Source organism: Sphingomonas degradans (genome assembly GCF_053502645.1).
In genome coordinates this window covers 1-17,156 of the sequence record NZ_CP177172.1, presented here as the reverse complement: position 1 = coordinate 17,156, position 17,156 = coordinate 1, and the positions used below count along the sequence as shown (strand labels likewise).

General features: G+C 67.6%; 12 protein-coding genes. 6 read left to right on the top strand and 6 right to left on the bottom strand.

The features are described 5' to 3' along the window. Window positions 1–4 precede the first annotated feature (4 nt). Window positions 5–1,030, top strand: a complete 1,026-nt coding sequence (locus ACG3SL_RS00060; protein WP_448663110.1) for an AI-2E family transporter — start codon at window positions 5–7, stop codon at window positions 1,028–1,030. A gap of 186 nt (window positions 1,031–1,216) precedes the next feature. Beyond that, window positions 1,217–3,244, top strand: coding sequence for an OPT family oligopeptide transporter (locus tag ACG3SL_RS00055; RefSeq protein ID WP_448663109.1), 2,028 nt, complete (start codon window positions 1,217–1,219; stop codon window positions 3,242–3,244). 18 nt (window positions 3,245–3,262) lie between these two features. Here the strand turns inward: ACG3SL_RS00055 and ACG3SL_RS00050 are convergent, their stop codons facing one another. The 3 genes from ACG3SL_RS00050 to queF form a co-directional block, all read right to left on the bottom strand. Further along, complete coding sequence (locus ACG3SL_RS00050) at window positions 3,263–4,549, bottom strand: glycoside hydrolase family 130 protein (protein ID WP_448663108.1); 1,287 nt, start codon at window positions 4,547–4,549, stop codon at window positions 3,263–3,265. A 44-nt stretch (window positions 4,550–4,593) separates the two neighbouring features. Continuing rightward, complete coding sequence (locus ACG3SL_RS00045) at window positions 4,594–6,858, bottom strand: glycosyltransferase (protein ID WP_448663107.1); 2,265 nt, start codon at window positions 6,856–6,858, stop codon at window positions 4,594–4,596. Window positions 6,859–7,001: 143 nt separating this feature from the next. Further along, entirely contained in the window at window positions 7,002–7,448 is a 447-nt protein-coding gene (gene queF / locus ACG3SL_RS00040; protein ID WP_448665196.1) for a preQ(1) synthase, read from the bottom strand. 62 nt (window positions 7,449–7,510) lie between these two features. Here queF and ACG3SL_RS00035 point away from each other — a divergent pair, with 62 nt between their 5' ends. Genes ACG3SL_RS00035 through ACG3SL_RS00020 form a run of 4 tightly spaced genes read left to right on the top strand, consistent with a single transcriptional unit; the run spans window position 7,511 to window position 11,999 of the window. Further along, window positions 7,511–8,356, top strand: a complete 846-nt coding sequence (locus ACG3SL_RS00035) for a sulfurtransferase (protein WP_448663106.1) — start codon at window positions 7,511–7,513, stop codon at window positions 8,354–8,356. Further along, entirely contained in the window at window positions 8,353–9,537 is a 1,185-nt protein-coding gene (metC, locus tag ACG3SL_RS00030; RefSeq protein WP_448663105.1) for a cystathionine beta-lyase, read from the top strand. The genes ACG3SL_RS00035 and metC overlap by 4 nt, the downstream gene beginning before the upstream one ends. Then, window positions 9,537–10,811, top strand: a complete 1,275-nt coding sequence (locus ACG3SL_RS00025; RefSeq protein ID WP_448663104.1) for a mechanosensitive ion channel family protein — start codon at window positions 9,537–9,539, stop codon at window positions 10,809–10,811. The genes metC and ACG3SL_RS00025 overlap by 1 nt, the downstream gene beginning before the upstream one ends. Before the next feature lie 48 nt (window positions 10,812–10,859). Next, window positions 10,860–11,999 carry a GNAT family N-acetyltransferase gene (locus tag ACG3SL_RS00020; RefSeq protein WP_448665195.1) on the top strand — a complete coding sequence of 380 codons (1,140 nt, stop codon included), beginning with the start codon at window positions 10,860–10,862 and terminating at the stop codon, window positions 11,997–11,999. Here the strand turns inward: ACG3SL_RS00020 and ACG3SL_RS00015 are convergent, their stop codons facing one another. Genes ACG3SL_RS00015 through ACG3SL_RS00005 form a run of 3 tightly spaced genes read right to left on the bottom strand, consistent with a single transcriptional unit; the run spans window position 12,000 to window position 16,980 of the window. Next, complete coding sequence (locus ACG3SL_RS00015) at window positions 12,000–13,685, bottom strand: hypothetical protein (RefSeq protein ID WP_448663103.1); 1,686 nt, start codon at window positions 13,683–13,685, stop codon at window positions 12,000–12,002. 44 nt (window positions 13,686–13,729) lie between these two features. Next, on the bottom strand, window positions 13,730–15,469 hold the full coding sequence (locus ACG3SL_RS00010) for a hypothetical protein (protein WP_448663102.1): 1,740 nt from the start codon (window positions 15,467–15,469) through the stop codon (window positions 13,730–13,732). Then, on the bottom strand, window positions 15,466–16,980 hold the full coding sequence (locus ACG3SL_RS00005) for an NAD(P)/FAD-dependent oxidoreductase (protein WP_448663101.1): 1,515 nt from the start codon (window positions 16,978–16,980) through the stop codon (window positions 15,466–15,468). Before ACG3SL_RS00005 ends, ACG3SL_RS00010 begins: the two co-directional genes overlap by 4 nt. Window positions 16,981–17,156 lie beyond the last annotated feature (176 nt).

Below are 17,156 nucleotides of genomic sequence, written 5' to 3'. Positions count from 1 at the left end.
CCGCATGACCGCACAGCCTTCTCCCCGCAGCGACCTTGGCGCCTTTGCGACGCGCGTGCTGGTCACCCTTGCACTGACGGCGCTGGCACTGCTGATCTGGCATATGCACGATGTGCTGCTGCTGCTTTTCGCGGCAGTGCTGGTGGCGGTGATCCTCCATGCCGCCGCCGACGGGCTGTGCTGGCTGCTGCCCATCCGTCGGGGCATCGCGCTGGCGATCGGCGGACTCTCCATCGTCGCGGCGCTGGGCGGCGTCGGGATGCTGTTCGGCCACGAACTGCGCGCGCAGATGTCGCAACTGTCCACGCTGTTGCCCGCCGCGTGGCAGAGCTTCGTCGTCTGGGTCGGCGAAGACCGGGTGCAGGGCGTGGTCGACACCATCTCGCCCAACGGCGCCACGGTCGCATCGATCGCGCAGACGATGATCGGCATCGTCACCACCGCGCTGTCGGGCCTGCTGCTGGCGGTGCTCGGCGGAGTCTATCTCGCGATCAGCCCGCGCATGTACCAGCGCGGCGCGCTCCAGCTGCTCCCCGAACGCGCCCGCCCCGCCGTGGACGATGCCACCCGCGCCACCGCGCGCGGCCTGCGCAACTGGCTGCTCGCCCAGCTGGTGTCGATGGCGGCGACGGGCACTGCGGTGTTCATCGGCCTGACGCTGATCGGCGCGCCCTCCGCGCTCGGGCTCGCGATCGTCGCCGGCCTGTTCGAATTCATCCCGCTGATCGGGCCCCTGCTCGGCGCGATCCCGGCGGTGCTGATCGCGCTGACCGTCGGCGTAGGGCCGTTCCTGACGACGATCGGCTTCTTCGCGATCTGGCAACAGATCCAGGGCAACGGCATGGCGCCGCTGGTGCTGCGCTACGCCGTGTCGATCCCCCCTGCCGTGACGCTGTTCGCGCTGTTCCTGTTCGGCGGCCTGTTCGGCGTGATGGGCATCCTGCTCGGCGGCCCCCTCACCGTGGCGGTGTGGATTCTGGTCGGCAAGCTGTGGGTCGGGCAGGACCCGAACGCGGACAAGGCGGCATAGCCCGGGGCTCCAGAATCCGCTGTCCTACACCGCTGCATCCTGCCACCATGCCAGCCTATGCGCGCATTGGCCCCTTGCTCCGTCCCGCACGACGCGTCACTGACGCGACACCTGCGCGCCAGCGACGCGCCATTTTGCCCGTACGACCCTAAACTTCGTCAACATTTCTCCGCCGGAGCCCGTTGAATGGCCACTGCCCCCGCCCGTCCCCTTGCCGAACTCACGCTGCGCGGAATCCTGCTCGGCGGGCTCATCACGGTGCTGTTCACCGCCGCCAACGTCTATGCCGGGCTCAAGGTCGGGCTGACCTTCGCCACGTCGATCCCCGCCGCCGTGGTGTCGATGGCGATCCTGCGCTTCTTCCGCAACGCCAGCATCCTGGAGAACAACATCGTCCAGACGGTGGCGTCGGCGGCGGGCACGCTGGCCGCGATCGTGTTCGTGCTGCCGGGGCTCATCATGGTCGGCTGGTGGACGGGCTTCCCCTATTGGACGACCGTGGCGGTGTGCACGGCGGGCGGCGTGCTGGGCGTGATGTTCTCGGTGCCGCTGCGCCGCGCGCTCGTCACCGGATCGGACCTGCCCTATCCAGAGGGCGTGGCCGCCGCCGAAGTGCTCAAGGTCGGGTCCAGCTCGGCGGCGGGCGATGCGGAAAATGCGCGGGGGCTGCGCATCATCATCCTCGGCGCGCTCACCTCCGCCGGGTTCGGGCTGCTCGCGGCGATGAAGCTCGTCGCGGGCGAGGCGGCCAAGAATTTCCGCGTCGGCCCGGCGGCCAGCGGGGTTTCGGCGAGCTATTCGATGCTGCTGATCGGGGTCGGCCATCTGGTCGGCCTGTCGGTGGGTGCGGCGATGTTCTTCGGGATGCTGATCGCCTGGGTCGTGCTGGTGCCGTATTTCACGGCGGGCAGCGGCTTTGTGGAGGGCGTGGACGCCGTGGTCGGCGGGGCGTTCCGCGGCCAGGTGCGCTTCGTCGGTGCGGGCACGATCGGCGTTGCGGCTTTGTGGTCGCTGCTGCGGATCGTCGGCCCGATCGTCGGCGGACTGCGCTCGGCGATGGCCGCGTCGCGCGCCCGCTCGGGCGGCACGGTGCTGGAATTGTCGGAACGCGACTTGCCGATCGGCATCGTCGGCGCGGCGATCGTGCTGGTCCTCGGGCCGATCGCGTGGCTGTTGTGGAATTTCTCCGCTGGCGGGCCGGTGCACGACTATCCGGTCGCAGTGATCGGCGGCACGCTCGCCTATATCCTGGTCGTCGGCGTACTGATCGCGGCGGTGTGCGGCTATATGGCCGGGCTGATCGGCGCGTCGAACTCGCCGGTGTCGGGCGTGGGCATCCTCGCGGTGCTGGGCGCCTCGCTGCTGCTGGTGGCGATCTTCGGGCATGAGGCCGATCCGGCGCGCACCAGCGCGCTGATCGCCTATGCGCTGTTCACCACCGCGATCATCTTTTCGATCGCGACGATCTCGAACGACAATCTTCAGGACCTCAAGACCGGCCAGCTGGTCGGCGCGACGCCGTGGAAGCAACAGGTCGCGCTGGTGCTGGGCGTGATGTTCGGATCGCTGGTGATTCCGCTGGTGCTTGATCTGCTCAAGAACACTTTGGGGTTCGTCGGCATGCCCGGCGCCGGGCCGAACGCGCTGTCGGCGCCCCAGGCGGCGCTGATCTCGTCGATCGCCAAGGGCGTGCTGGGCGGCGACCTCAACTGGAACCTGATCGGGCTGGGCGCCGCGATCGGCGTGGGCGTGATCGCGCTCGACGAATTGCTCGGCCGCACCGGCAAGATGCGCCTGCCGCCGCTGGCAGTGGGGATGGGCATCTATCTGCCGATGGCGCTGACGCTGCTGATCCCGATCGGCGCAGTGATCGGCCATTTCTACGATCGCTGGACGAAGCGGACGGCGAACCCGGACTTCGCCCAGCGGATGGGCGTGCTGGCGGCGACCGGGCTGATTGTGGGAGAAAGCCTGTTCGGCGTGGCGTTTGCCGGGGTGCTCGCCTGGGCCAACCGCACTTCGCCGACGCCGCCGAACGATGCCCCGCTGGCCGTGATGGGCGAGAGCTTCGAGCATGTGGCGCTGTGGATCGCGCCGCTGCTGTTCTTCGGGCTGGTCGCGCTGCTCTATGCCGTCACGCGCCGGCTGGTGCGCAGTGCCCCGGCGACACCGCTGCCCGAACCCGAAATCGAAACCCCCGCCACCTATCGGTGACGGGGGTTCGGAAGGCTCTTACCGCATTTGATCCAGGAGGGTCTTGATCGGCACAAAGGCAAAGGCGACCGAACTGTCCGCCACGCCGTAAGGGATGAACAGGCTGTCGCCGTGGCGGATCGCGCCACAGGTATAGACGACATTGGGGACATAGCCCTCGCGGTCCTGGTCCGCCGCCGCCAGCAACGGCTCGCGCGACCGGGCGATGACCTTCGAGGGATCGTCCTTGTCGAGCAGCGCCGCGCCGATCGAGTATTTGCGCATCGCGCCGACGCCGTGGGTCAGCACCAGCCAGCCCTCATCGACTTCGATGGGCGGGCCGCAATTGCCCATCTGGACCAGCTCCCAGGGATATTGCGGCGTCATCAGCAGTTCGCCGCCCTCCCAATGGCCCAGGCTGTCGGACGTGTGGAGGAAGATGTTCTCGCCATCCTGCCGGCCGAGCATCATGTACTTGCCGCCCACCTTGCGCGGGAACAGCGCCATGCCCTTGTTCCGCGCCGCGCTGCCGGTCATCGGCACCAGGTCGAAACTGCGCCAGTCGCGGGTGCGCAGCAGCTCGGACTGGATCACCGAACCGTTATACGCGGTATAGGTGCCGATCCACTCCTCGGTCCCGTCGTCATGGTGGAAATGGCAGATGCGCAGGTCTTCCAGCCCGTTGGACTGGGCCTTGGTGATCGGGAAGATGACGGTGCCCGACAGCGTCGAATCGCGATGGCGATAGACCGTCACCGGCCCCTCGGGCATCGTCTCCTCGTCCTCTTCGCGCGCATCGGCAGCGGTGGCAAAGGGCGGCTCGGGCGCCAGCGTCAGCTCGTTGCGGTCGGTGATGATCCCCTCGCGGAACGACACCGACGAGATATGCCCCTCGCCCACCGCGCGCAGCGACATCAGGATGCGCATGCTTCCGCGCGGCATCCCCGACTGGTCGTAATGCGGCACTGCGCTGGGGTTCATCAGCGCGGCGGCGGCATAGCTGTACTCGTGGCAGAAATAGGCGCCGATCAGCTGGCGCTTCTCGTCGCCGATCGTGCTGCCATCCAGCCCGAGCAGCCCCTCGATCTCGTCATAGCGCGTCATGAACACGCGCCGCGTCTGCCAGTGCCGCGCCTCGAAATCCTTGAGCACGATCTCAAGCTGCTGGCGCGCCTCGCCCGGCGACATGGCCAGAACTTCGCTCACCAGCCGCTCGGTGCGACTGGGCCCCGATCCGTTCGAGGTCCAGGCGATATGAAACGGGCGAACCACCACGCGCGAAGGATCGGCCTTCAGCCGCAGGCTATGTGTTATCAGGTCGAGCACCGCACCCCCGGGATGATAGCCGATCCCCGTCGGCGCAAGCTAGTTCACGCGACGGCGAGTGCGGGTCCTGCCACGTTTCCGGCGCGCTTTGAAAGACCCGAAATCGCGCAATTCGCCAGTTGGAGCGCCAAAATCGACTCGGCGCCCTGATTCCGGTTCAGCCCGTGCGGCATCAACCCATCGAAACAGCCGCCATCCTGTGGCGTCGCGAGCGGCAGATCGAGGTCGTTGGCGCCAAGATACCAGTGATATGCGCGGAGCGCCTCCTGCGTCCAACGCGCGTCGCCGGTCACTTCGAACGCCGCGACGCACGCATCAACGGTCGCCTGCGCCTCCAGCGGCTGCTGGTCGAATGCGAGGGGATCGGCATAGGGCCGCCCGAAACTCTCGGTGCCGACCGCGCGGAACTGCCCCTCGGGCGAGGTCTGGCGCTCGACGATCCATTCCAGCGTTTCCAGCCCGACGCTGACAAAGCTCTGGTTGCCCAGCACATGGCCAGCGCGGATCAGTGCCTCGGGCAGTCGGGCATTGTCGTACGCCAGCACGATTTCGAACCACTGCCATTCCGGACGACGAGTCGCGTCGAGCAACGCGATCAGCTCGGTGCCGAATCGCGTCAGCATCTCGCGCGACTGGGCGTGGCCCGGATGCGCCTCGATCATCGCCGCAGCGCCCAGCATGGCAAAGGCGCGGGCGCGCGGGCTGCCCAGGTCGAACGCGATCGACGCCGTCGTGTCGAACAGCCGCGAGGCCCAGTCGCGGTGCTTCTGCGCCCGCGCGTCACGCGCCGTGACGCCCAGCGCCCACAGACCGCGGCCATTGGAGTCCTCGGAGCCCACGTCCTCGCACCAGGTGCGATCGAAGTTCATGAAATTGCGGAACCGCCGCTCGTCCGGGTTCCACGCATATTGGACGAACGAGGCATAGATGCTCGTCCATTTGTCGCGCAGGGTCTCGTCGATATCGTCGATCTTGCTCATCAGGATCAGCGCGCGGGCATTGTCGTCGATGCAATAGCCATGGCGGCGATCGGGAACCGAATAGATCGAATGCTGGAGCATGCCCGTTGAATCGCTCATGCGCTCGACGGCGGCGATGTCGGGCTTCAGCGCCGACAGATCGGCCTTGGTCTTTGCCTTGCCGAACCGGCGCGGCTTGGCGGCAACTACCGCTTTGAATTCGCGCATCGCATTCTCCACAAGGCGGGGCCAGATCATCGTACGCCCCCGGGCATAGGCCCGTTCCGACAGCGCCTTGCGCGCGGACGTGTCGGAAAGAAGGCGCCCGATCTCGCGGGCAAAGCCTTCGCTGTCGCCGAAGTCCACGATCACGCCGTGGTCCTCGTCCAGAATCTCGGTCGCATGCACATAGGGGGTGGACACCACCGCCTTGCCCACGCCGACCGCGTAGGACAGCGTGCCCGACGTGATCTGCGCCGGGTTGGTATAGGGCGTCGCATAGATATCCGCCGCCTGAAGGTAATCGATCAGGTCGTCATAATCGACAAAGGCGTCGATGAACTGGACATGGTCGGCCACGCCCTTGTCGCGCGCCAGCGCCTTGAGCCGATCGCGATAGGCCTCGCCTTCGTGCGCGACCAGATTGGGGTGGGTGGCGCCCAGCACGACATAGAGCGCCTCTGGACGCGCGGCGACGATCTGCGGCATGGCGGCGATCATCGCCTCGATGCCCTTGTTCGGCGCAAGCAGGCCAAAGGTGAGCACGACATCGCGCCCTTCCCAGCCAAAGGCGGGCTTGAAGTCGGCGGGATCGGCAAAGGCGCGATCGGGCACGCCGTGCGGGATCATCACGACCTTGCGATCCTCCACGCCGTGCACGCGCTTCAGGATATCGCGCCCCCGCTCGGCCATCACGATGACGCGCGACGATCGGCGCAGCAGCGCTTCCATCACGCGGCGCTCGTCCTCGCTCGGCTTTTCCAGAATCGTGTGCAGCGTGGCGATGACGGGAATCGACAGCCGGTCGATCAGCGCGATCAGATGCTCGCCCGCCGCACCGCCATAGATGCCATATTCGTGCTGGACCCACAGCGCCTGCGCGCCGCTCGCCTCGATCGCGCGGGCGGCATCGAGATAGGCGACCCGATCCTGCTGAGGGATCGCGCGCGTCACTTCGGGGGGATAGGCATACAGACCCGGATGATCGTCCATCGCATAGACATCGACTCGAAGGTCGGGAAATCGCTGAACGAGCGCGTTGTACGTATCGGTCGTATAGGTCGCCAGGCCACACTTGCGGGGCAGAAAATTGCCGATCAGTGCCAGATGGTTGATGCCTGGAGCGCTCATCTTCGAAGCCCTGTCCTTTCGCGAGTGCGTCCCTGTCGGAACGACTGCCATTTTGTCTGCGTGTAAACTCCTGCTTTTCGATATGGTTGCACTAATGTTGCATCGCAACAAGTGTGCCGTACAGATTCTTGTAAATCTGCCGTTCAGCCGCGCCCGCGGTATCCGGGAACATCCTGATCCGGGATCCAGACGCCCTCGGGCGGCGTGCCGGATTGCCAGAACACGTCGATCGGGATGCCGCCGCGCGGATACCAATAGCCGCCTATGCGCAGCCATTCGGGCTGCATTTCCGCAAACAGCCGCGCGCCGATGCCGACGGTGCAATCCTCGTGGAACGCGCCGTGATTGCGAAATGCACCGAGGAACAGCTTGAGCGACTTGGATTCCACGATCGTCTCGCGCGGGACGTAATCGATCACCAGATGCGCGAAATCGGGCTGGCCCGTGATCGGGCACAGCGACGTGAACTCCGGCGCGGCAAAGCGCACCAGATACCGCACGCCCGGGCGCGGATTGGGAACATAGTCTAGCTCCGCCGCTTCGGGGGAGACGGGAAGGGCCGATTGCTGGCCGAGATGCTTGGGGTCCATCGCCGCCATGTAGGCGCGTTGCACTCTCGACGCCACTCCCCCCCGCCCCTAGAAGACGGGCCATGGATGCTTTGGTAACGACAGAATGGCTGGCCGGCGCGCTTTCGACGCCCGGGCTGCTGATACTCGACGCGAGCTATACCTCGACGCTGCCCGGCGCGGAGGTGCGCGATCCGCGTGCGGAGTTCGCCGCCGGCCACATCCCCGGCGCGCGTTTCCTCGATCTCGACACGCTGGTCGACGCCGGCGACCCGCTGCCGTCGATGCTGCCGCCGCCCGACGTGTTCGCCGCGCGCATGGCGCAGCTCGGCTGGACGCCCGGCACGCGCATCGTGCTGTACGACGACAGCGCGCATCACGTGTCGTGCCGCGCATGGTGGGTGCTTGCCATGTACGGCGTGGAGGCGTCGCTGCTCGACGGTCGCCTCGCGAAATGGCGCGCCGAGGGCCGCCCGCTCGAAGCGGGGATGCCCGCGCCGGCCCCCGCTGCGCCCGCCACGTTCGCGCGCGGCGATGCCGCCCGGACGAAGGCACAGATGCTCGCCAATGTGACCAGCGGCGCCGAACAGGTCGCCGACGCCCGCTCCGCCGCGCGCTTCACCGGCGAAGAGCCCGATCCCCGCCCCGGCTGCGGCTCCGGCCATATACCGGGCGCGCGCAGCCTGCCCTATACCCGCTTCTTCGAGGCCGACGGGACGTGGAAGAGCCGCGATGCCATCGCCGCCGTCTTCGCGGATGCCGGGATCGACCCGGCCCGCCCGCTGGTGGCGACCTGCGGCTCGGGAATCACTGCATCGGTCATTGCCTTTGCCGCGCACCTCCTCGGGCACGAGGCTGCGGTCTATGACGGCAGCTGGAGCGAATGGGGCGCCGACCCCGCCACCCCCAAGGCGATGGGCCCGGCATGAGCGACGAACAGGACGCAACCAAGGTCGTCACCGGCGGCCGCCGCCCCGAATGGACCCAGGGCATCGTCAACACGCCGGTCTGGCGCGCCTCGACGATCGTCTATGAGTCGATCGCAGAGATGCGGGCGCGCAACGCCGCCGACACGCATCACAAGCTCTATTACGGTCGCCGGGGCACCCCGACCCAGTGGTCGCTCGCCGATGCGCTGACCGAACTGGAGCCCGGCGCAGAGGCAACCTTGCTGTACCCCTCGGGCGTCGCGGCGGTCACGACGGCGCTGCTGGCGGTGCTGGGGCCGGGCGACCAGCTGCTGGTGCCCGACAGCGCCTATGAACCCACCCGCGCCTTTTCCAACGGCATCCTCGCGCGGATGGGGATCACGACGCGCTTCTACGATCCGCTGATCGGCGCGGGCATCGCCGAGCTGTGCACCGACCGGACCAAGGCGATCTTCCTCGAAAGCCCCGGCAGCCTGACGTTCGAGGTACAGGATATTCCCGCGATCGTCGCGGTCGCCAAGGCGCGCGGCATCACGACGCTGCTCGACAATACCTGGGCGACGCCGCTGCTGCTGCCCGCGATCGGCATGGGCGTGGATTATTCGATCCTGGCGTGCACCAAATATGTCGTCGGCCATTCGGACGTGATGCTCGGATCGGTCACGGCCGCACAGGGCCAGTATCAGCGCCTGCGCGCCGCGACCTATCAGCTGGGCCAGATGGCGAGCCCCGACGACGCCTGGCTCGGCAGCCGCGGGCTGCGGACCATGGCGGTGCGGCTGAAGGAACAGGGCGCGGCTGCGCTGCGCATCGCGCACTGGCTCAAATCCCGCCCCGAAGTGGCGCGGGTGCTCCACCCCGCCCTGCCCGACTGTCCGGGGCACGAGATTTTCCTGCGCGACTTCAAGGGGAGTTCGGGGCTGTTCGCGTTCATCCTGAACGGGGGCGACGATGCCGCGCGCACCGCGCTGATCGACGGGCTGCGCCATTTCGGCATCGGCTATAGCTGGGGTGGGTTCGAGAGTCTGGCGATACCCGCCGATCCCGAACGCATCCGCACTGCGGCCCCATGGCAGGCCGAAGGGCCGCTGGTGCGCCTCCAGATCGGCCTGGAAGACCCGGACGACCTGATCGCAGATCTCGAGGCCGGGCTCGCCCGGTTCGCGGCGGTGCGCGGCTGATGCAGCGGTTCGGTGCCTGGCTGGCGGGGCACAACCTGCCCGGCACCGCCGAACTGAGCGAGGCTGCGGTCGCGGCCGGGCTGGTCGCGATCGCACTGGCGATCGGATGGGTGGCGGGACAGCGGCTGGGCAGCGCGCTGGCCGAGTTGTGGACGCGCCACATTACCGGCACGCCCACCGGGCTAGGCCCACGCATGTGCGCCATCCTGCGCCACGGCACTGCCGCAATCCTGCTCGCCATCCTTGCCGAAGCCTGGCCCTGGGCCCCGCTTTCCGCGCTGGGCATCGGCGTTGCAGAGGGCGCGGCGGTCGCGATGCTGGCAATCGACACGCTGCGCGGGCTCAACCTGCCGCGCTGGGCGGCATGGTCGCTTGCGGCGATCGCCTTCACTGCGATCCTGAGCCACGCGATCGGCGGCTTTTCCGCCGTGGAGTCCACGCTGAACCGGGTCGGCGTCCATGTCGGCGCGCGCGAGATCACGCTGTGGTCTCTGCTCGCCTTTGGCGTGACGGTGCTGCTGCTGTTCGCCGGGGTGCGGCTGGCCAACCGCATCGTCAGCCACAGCATCGCCCGCGCGCGCGGCTTCGACGCGACGCAAAAGCTGCTGTTCCAGAAGCTGGCGAGCATCGCCGTCGTCGTGCTCGCCTTCTTCATCGGCGTCGACATGCTGCGGATCGACCTGACCGCATTCACGGTCTTTTCGGGCGCGCTGGGCCTCGCGGTCGGCTTCGGCCTGCAAAAGACCGTGGGCAACCTGATCGCCGGCATCATCCTGCTGATGGACCGCTCGATCAAGCCGGGCGACGTGATCGTCGTCGGCGACAGCTTCGGCTGGGTGAACAAGATCGGCGTGCGCGCCGTGTCCGTCATCACCCGCGACGGCAAGGAGCATCTGATTCCGAACGAGAATCTGATGACACAGGAAGTGGAGAACTGGTCCTATACCGACCGGAACGTCCGCGTCCGCATTCCCGTGACCGTGTCCTATGACTGCGACCTGACGCTGGCGCAGGGCCTGATGCTGCGCGCTGCGGTGGAAAGCCCGCGCGTGCTGGACACGCCCAAGTCGAACGTGTGGCTGATGGCCTTTGGCGAGAACGGCGTCGAGCACGAGATCCTCTGCTGGATCAGCGATCCCGAAAGCGGGGTCGGCAATGTGCGCAGCGACGTGCTCAACCGGCTGTGGCTGCTGTTCCAGGAACATGGCATCACCATTCCCGTGGCCCGCCGCGACGTGCGGCTCATCGGATCGCCCTCCGTCGATGGACGATAGCCGCCTCCCCCCTCCCGCAGGGGCAGGCGCACCCCTATCTTGGCACGCGTGTCGCCGCCTCCCGTAACCGCCCGCATCGCCGACGGCGTCGCCTCCCTCGCGCAAGACGCTTGGGATGCGTGCGCCGGCACCGGCAATCCCTTTGTCAGCCATGCCTTCCTCTCGATCCTCGAGCGGTCGGGCTCAGCAACGGTCAAGGCCGGGTGGCAGCCGCTGCCGATCGTGATCGACGGCGCCGATGGGCGCCCCGCCGCGATTGCCCCCGCCTATGCCAAGACCCACAGCCAGGGCGAATATGTGTTCGACCATGGCTGGGCCGATGCGTGGGAGCGCGCGGGCGGGCGCTATTACCCCAAGATCCAGGTTGCGGTGCCGTTCAGCCCGGTGCCCGGCCCCCGGCTGCTGCTGCGCGACCCCGCGCTCGCCCCCGCGCTGATCGCGGGGATAGAGGCCGTGACCGACCAGAACCAGCTGTCCTCGGCGCATGTCACCTTCCTCAGCGAAGACCAGCTGCCCTGGTTCGACTCCGCCGGCTGGCTGCTGCGCGCGGGCACGCAGTTTCACTGGCAGAATGACGGCTATGCGACGTTCGACGATTTCCTGACCGCGCTCGCCAGCCGCAAGCGCAAGGCGATCCGCAAGGAGCGCGCGCACGCGCTGGAGGGGCTGACCGTCCGCCACCTGACGGGGGCAGAGATCACCGAGGCGCATTGGGACGCCTTCTGGACCTTTTACCAGGATACCGGTTCGCGCAAATGGGGCCGCCCCTATCTGACCCGCGCCTTCTTCTCGCTGCTGGGGGCGGAGATGGCGGACAAGGTGCTGCTGATCTTCGCCGAGCGCGACGGCGTGCCGATCGCGGGCGCACTCAACCTGATCGGCGCGGATACGCTGTACGGTCGCTATTGGGGCTGCACCGAGGAAGTGCCCTTCCTCCATTTCGAGCTATGCTATTACCAGGCGATCGACGCCGCCATCGCGCGCGGGCTGGCGCGGGTGGAGGCAGGTGCGCAGGGCGAGCACAAGCTGGCGCGCGGCTATGCCCCCGTCACCACCTGGTCGGCGCATTACATTCCCGACCCCGGTTTCCGCAGCGCAGTCGCCGACTTCCTGGCGCGCGAACGCCTGGCGATCGAGCGCGAGCAGGAATATCTGGGCGAGATGATGCCCTTCCGCCGCGGCGGATAGTTACGGCGTCGAGTTGCCCAGCCCCGGCGTGAAGTGCGGCTGGCGCCCGTCGTTCAGGATCACCTGACGCTCCCAGCGCGGCACCGGCAGTTCGCCCGGCGCCACCACCGGCGCGGGCACCGAATGATCGACCTTGAACAGCGCGCTCGTGCCGTTGCGCCAGATCGGGATCAGCCCCTGTTCAAAGCGCGGGTTGTACGCCGGCGGGCGGATCATCCACACATAGTCGAACGCATCGCGCGGGAATCGCGCCAGTGCCCAGGGCACCGGCCGCCACCATTCGCGCGGGCATTGCACGTCGGTGACGATCTGCGACGGATCGTGCGAGAAGCGCTTGGCCTTGGCATAGCGCACCGTCATCAGCTGCCCGCCCGCCATCGACCATTGATCGTTAGTGTAGGCCAGCCTGCGCTCCAGCGCGAGCGCGGGGACGTGTTGCAGGCGCGTCATCGTCCATTCGTTGAAGCACGTCTCGCCCACGAACGTGACCAGCCGCGCGCCCTGCGGCAAATGGTCGAGCGCCTTCAGCTCGCGGTCATACGACTTGTCGTACAGGTAGAAGCTGTATGTCGTCGCCGCGATGCGGATGCCAAAGAACGCCATGCCCAGCGCCGCGACCACTGCCGCGCCCCGAATCGACAGGCCCGGCTTGGGCCGGATCGCAATGATCGCGATCGCCAGCATGAACGGCACCAGCCGCATATCGGCATAGGCCGACCCGAACACGATCCGGGGCAGCAGGATATAGACGATCAGCAGGAACACCGCCGACAGCGTCAGGTTGCGCGAATACTGGATGTTGGGATCGCGCACCGCCTTGAACAGCAGCAGGAACAGCACGCCGACCGACGCGATGTCGAACAGCTGCCAGCGGTCGCGGAACACCTGGGTGATCCACAGGGTCTTGGCGCGCCAGTTGAACCAGTCGCCGGTCTGGCCACCGACATGCCCGCCGCTGCGCCATGCCACCATCAGCACGGCGGGCGGCGCCAGCGCCAGGCAGTGGATGCCGGCAAAGATCGCCGGAACCAGCCACGCCCCCACCAGGTCGCGATACCACGGCACGTCGCGGCGGCGGCGCAAATCGTGCTGGCGGATCAGCTCGGCGGAAAAGGCGAGCACGCCCAGCATGCCCCAGCCGAAGGTGTGGGTGATCCAGATCACGATCGACAGCGGCACGAACACGATGCTGCGGAACCGGAGCTTGCCCAGCCGGGCCAGCCGCAGCCACCATCCGAACGCCAGCAGTGCCATCGCCATCGACAGCGCGAAATTGACGAAGCCGAAATGGAACGGGAAGGAATAGGCCAGCGGCAGCGCGAACAGCGCGGTCGCCGGGATCCGGCCATGGACTTCGCGCGCGATCAGCAACAGCCCCGCCACCGTCATCGCCGGAATCGCCATCACGATCAGCTTCACGGCGAATTCGAGGCCGACGACATGGCTGAGCGGGATGACGAGCAGGTCCACGCCCAGATTGCCCATCAGCGCCCATTGGAAATTATACCATTCGTGCAGCCACGGCACCTGATCGTAGACGAGCTGGACGCGGTAGCGTCCCATATGCCCCGGCAGATCGACGAGCGGCGGGATCTCGGGCCACAACAACGGCACTATGGCCATGAAAGTGGCAAGCGCCACGAACCACCGTGTCTGCCACCAATGCAGCGCTTCGCCCCTGTCCATCCTCGGCCTTTAAGCGGGCCGGGGGGGTGGCTGCAAGCGGCTGCTTAGCGGACGCGCCAAACGCGGACCGCGCTGTCGGGAATCGCCACGTGCTCAAGCCAGTCGAAGCGTTCGCCATCCTCCAGCCTTGCCCAGAAGCCGTGCGGATTCTCGCGGCGATAGAGTTCGGGCTCGTTCAGCCCGGGGCACACCACGACATAGTCGGCGCGGTAACGGCGGATCAGGGCGTGCGCGGCCTCCGGCGTGCCGGTAAAGGCGGCGAGCACATCGTGCATCGCGGTGTGATTGCGATGGTGCCCGCTGGCGATGCCGCGATGCGCGCTGGCGACCAGGAGGTCGGGCGTCAGGTCGAGCGGCGCGAAGATTCGCGACGGCGGCAGCGCGGCGCCGATCACCCGCGCGTCAGTCCCCCGCTCGCACGCTGCCCGCGCCACTTCCGGGGTCGCACCCCGCCGCGCCTCGGTCCGGGGAAAGCCGACGACTGCGAGCACGACCAGTCCGGGACACACGGCCAGCAGCGCGGCGGCGGTTGCCAGCGTCCGCGTGCCGACATTCTCGATACGCCGCGCCCGCTGGAGCATCCGATCCAGCGCCCAGGCAGCGCCCGGCACCGCGAAGGCGTTGGCAGTCGCGCCGGCGCGCTGCACCAGCACGGCCAGTGCGACCCCCGCGACCAGCGCCGCGCCCGCCAGCAGCCAGCGCATCCGCGCCGCCCCCTCGCTCTGCCGCAACGCCAGCAGCGTGCCGACCAGCCCCGTGACCGGCAGGCCGATGGTCATCGCCGCCCACCCCAGCGAAGACTGGCGCCATAGCGGCAGCCCCTCATCGGTATTGGCGTACCAGAGGCGCCGGGTCAGCGGATCGAGCTGGGCGAACGGCCCGCCCACGCATTCGGGCGCGGTCTGGAGCAGGACTGCAACGGCAAGGACGCCGACGATGCCGAGCGCCGCCAGGCGAAGCACCCACGACGTGCCGGGGACAAGGCTCGCCGCCGTGACGCCCACCGCCCCGACGCCGAGCACCAGCAGCCAGTCCGGCGTCAGCGCATCGCACATCGGCGCAGCGTAATGGATGCCGCGCGTCGCCAGCTGGAGCAGCAGGGCGCTCAGGAACAGCCCCCAAACCGCCCCCAGCAGCATCGGCCTGCGCGTGGAATCGAATGCCCAGCCCAGCGCGACGATTCCGGTCAGCGCTGCGGCGATCGGCAATCCCTCCAGCGAAATCGCGATCAGCGCGGCGAGCGATGCGCCCAGCAGCACGCCCGCCCGCGCGGTGGACTTCCCCACCAGCAGGCACAGGGCGGCCAGCGCCAGCACAACCTGCCAGCCATGATGGTCGATCCGCAGCGGCCGCAGCTGGTAGAGCAGCGGGACGGACAGGGGCGCGATCAGCACCGCCAGCCGCGCCGGCGCGTCCCCCGCCAGTCGCCGGGTCAGCAAGGCGATCAGCGCAAAGACGGCGAGCATCGTCATCAGCGGCACGATCACCAGCGCCGCCGTCTCCGCCCCGCTTTGCCCCAACACGGGCCGCGCGATCAGCATCACGCCCGCCAGCGGCAGGTCCACCAGCCGCGACCAGTGCATCGCCCCGCCCGCCAGCCGGTACTGGCCGACATCCCACCAGCTTTGCCCGGCCAGCAGGTCGCGCACCTGCATCAGCCGCATCGCATCATCGGGGTCGGGAAAGCGCCATGCGCCGATCGCCTGCGCGCTCATCGCCACCAGCAGCGCGGCCGTGAGCGCCCAGCCGATCAGGATCGCCGGCCAGAGCGGGCGCGGAGTCATGCCGCCTTCAGGCGATCCGGCACCAGCCGCTCCGACGCCAGCGCGGCGCGCTCGCCCTCGGTGCCGCTCTCGTGGTATTCGGCGTCCTCGTTGACGTTCCACACGTCGTACACGCGCGCGCCGGCGGCGATGTTCTTCACCGTCAGCATCGCGGTCATCATCGCATGGTCCTGGTTGTTGTACCGGTGCATTCCGTTGCGGCCGATCATGTGCAGCGTCGGATAGCGCGCCTCCAGTTCGCGGCGCAGCGTATCGACATTGTCGCGATACCCCTCGTCGTACACCGGATACGCCTTTTCCTGCCGCACCACCGCGCCGCCGACCACGGTGGCGGGATCGGCCAGCCCCAGCTGCGCCAGCTCGCGCGTGGCGAGCGCGATCAGATCGGCATCGGCCATGCTCCACAGCCCGTCGCCCTCGAAACAGAAATATTCCAGGCCCACGCACGCGATCGATTCGTCGGGCACCATTTCGGGCGACCAGCTGCGGAAATTCTGGACGCGCCCCACTTTCACACCCTGTTCGTGGATATAGATCCAGTTGTCGGGGAACAGGTCCTCCGAACGGATCATCAGCGCCACCGTCAGGAAGTCGCGATAATGGAGGTCCATCGCCGCCGGGATCGTCGCCGGCAGCGGCTGGATACGCCCGGCCAGTTCGCGCATCGGTGCCGAGGAAATGACGTGCGCGGCGTTGATCGTCACGATCGCGCCATCGCCGCGCGTCGCCTGCACCGACCAGCGCTGGGTCGCGTCGTTGAACGCCATCGCCTTCAGCGCATGGTCCATCAGCACGGTGTTGCCGCCCTCGACCACCCGGTCGCGCGCCGCCTCCCACATCATGCCGGGGCCCTTGCGCGGATAGCGAAAGGTCTCCAGCAGCGTCTTGGTCGCCATCCCATCATTCGGAGTCTTGTTGAGCCCCAACGAGCGTTTGAGTCCGTCGAGCACGGCCTTGCCCAGGCTCAGCCCCTTGATCCGCTGTGCCGCCCAGTCCGCCGACATTTCGTCGCACGGCATCCCCCACACCTTCTCGGTATAGGTCTTGAAGAAGATCGAATAGAGCTTGTGTCCGAACTGGTTGACCACCCAGTCCTCGAAACTCTTGACGTCTTTGCGCGGGAACAGCTTGGCCTTGGCATAGCTCGCCATGCACAGCGTCGAGGTCCAGATGCCCAGGTTCAGCAGCGCTTCGAACGCGCGCAGCGGATAGCTGTAGAATTTGCCGCCATAATAGATGCGGCTCATCCGCGGGCGTTCGATGAAATCATGCGGAAGGATCTCGTTCCAGAGATCGACCACTTCCTTGGACTTGGAAAAGAACCGGTGCCCGCCAATGTCGAAGCGGAAGCCGTCATGCTCCACGGTGCGGCTGATCCCGCCGACATAGACGGGGTCCTTCTCGATCACGGTGACCGAATAGCCCGCCTTGGTCAGCTGGTACGCCGCCGTCAGGCCGGCCGGGCCCGCGCCGATGATCGCGACGTCGACGGCAGTGCTGGTAGCGGGCATGTGCAGTGCTTCCCCCCGGTGGAGCATGGGACGCTCCGGCAATGCGGGGGGAAGCGATAAATTCTGGTTAACTTCGGGCTAAGGGGCCTTCTGGAAATTCGCGGAAGAGCGAATTTCTAGGCGGTGCCGGCCCGCTCCCCCACCCGGCCACCCATAGAATACTGCCGTTGGGGGGC

Excerpts from the sequence above, each read along its gene's own strand:
- ACG3SL_RS00010 (WP_448663102.1), bottom strand. The coding sequence starts at position 15,469 with ATGACTCCGCGCCCGCTCTGGCCGGCGATCCTGATCGGCTGGGCGCTC.
- ACG3SL_RS00015 (WP_448663103.1), bottom strand. The coding sequence starts at position 13,685 with ATGGACAGGGGCGAAGCGCTGCATTGGTGGCAGACACGGTGGTTCGTG.
- metC (WP_448663105.1), top strand. The coding sequence starts at position 8,353 with ATGAGCGACGAACAGGACGCAACCAAGGTCGTCACCGGCGGCCGCCGC.
- ACG3SL_RS00035 (WP_448663106.1), top strand. The coding sequence starts at position 7,511 with ATGGATGCTTTGGTAACGACAGAATGGCTGGCCGGCGCGCTTTCGACG.
- ACG3SL_RS00060 (WP_448663110.1), top strand. The coding sequence starts at position 5 with ATGACCGCACAGCCTTCTCCCCGCAGCGACCTTGGCGCCTTTGCGACG.
- queF (WP_448665196.1), bottom strand. The coding sequence starts at position 7,448 with ATGGACCCCAAGCATCTCGGCCAGCAATCGGCCCTTCCCGTCTCCCCC.
- ACG3SL_RS00045 (WP_448663107.1), bottom strand. The coding sequence starts at position 6,858 with ATGAGCGCTCCAGGCATCAACCATCTGGCACTGATCGGCAATTTTCTG.
- ACG3SL_RS00055 (WP_448663109.1), top strand. The coding sequence starts at position 1,217 with ATGGCCACTGCCCCCGCCCGTCCCCTTGCCGAACTCACGCTGCGCGGA.
- ACG3SL_RS00025 (WP_448663104.1), top strand. The coding sequence starts at position 9,537 with ATGCAGCGGTTCGGTGCCTGGCTGGCGGGGCACAACCTGCCCGGCACC.
- ACG3SL_RS00005 (WP_448663101.1), bottom strand. The coding sequence starts at position 16,980 with ATGCCCGCTACCAGCACTGCCGTCGACGTCGCGATCATCGGCGCGGGC.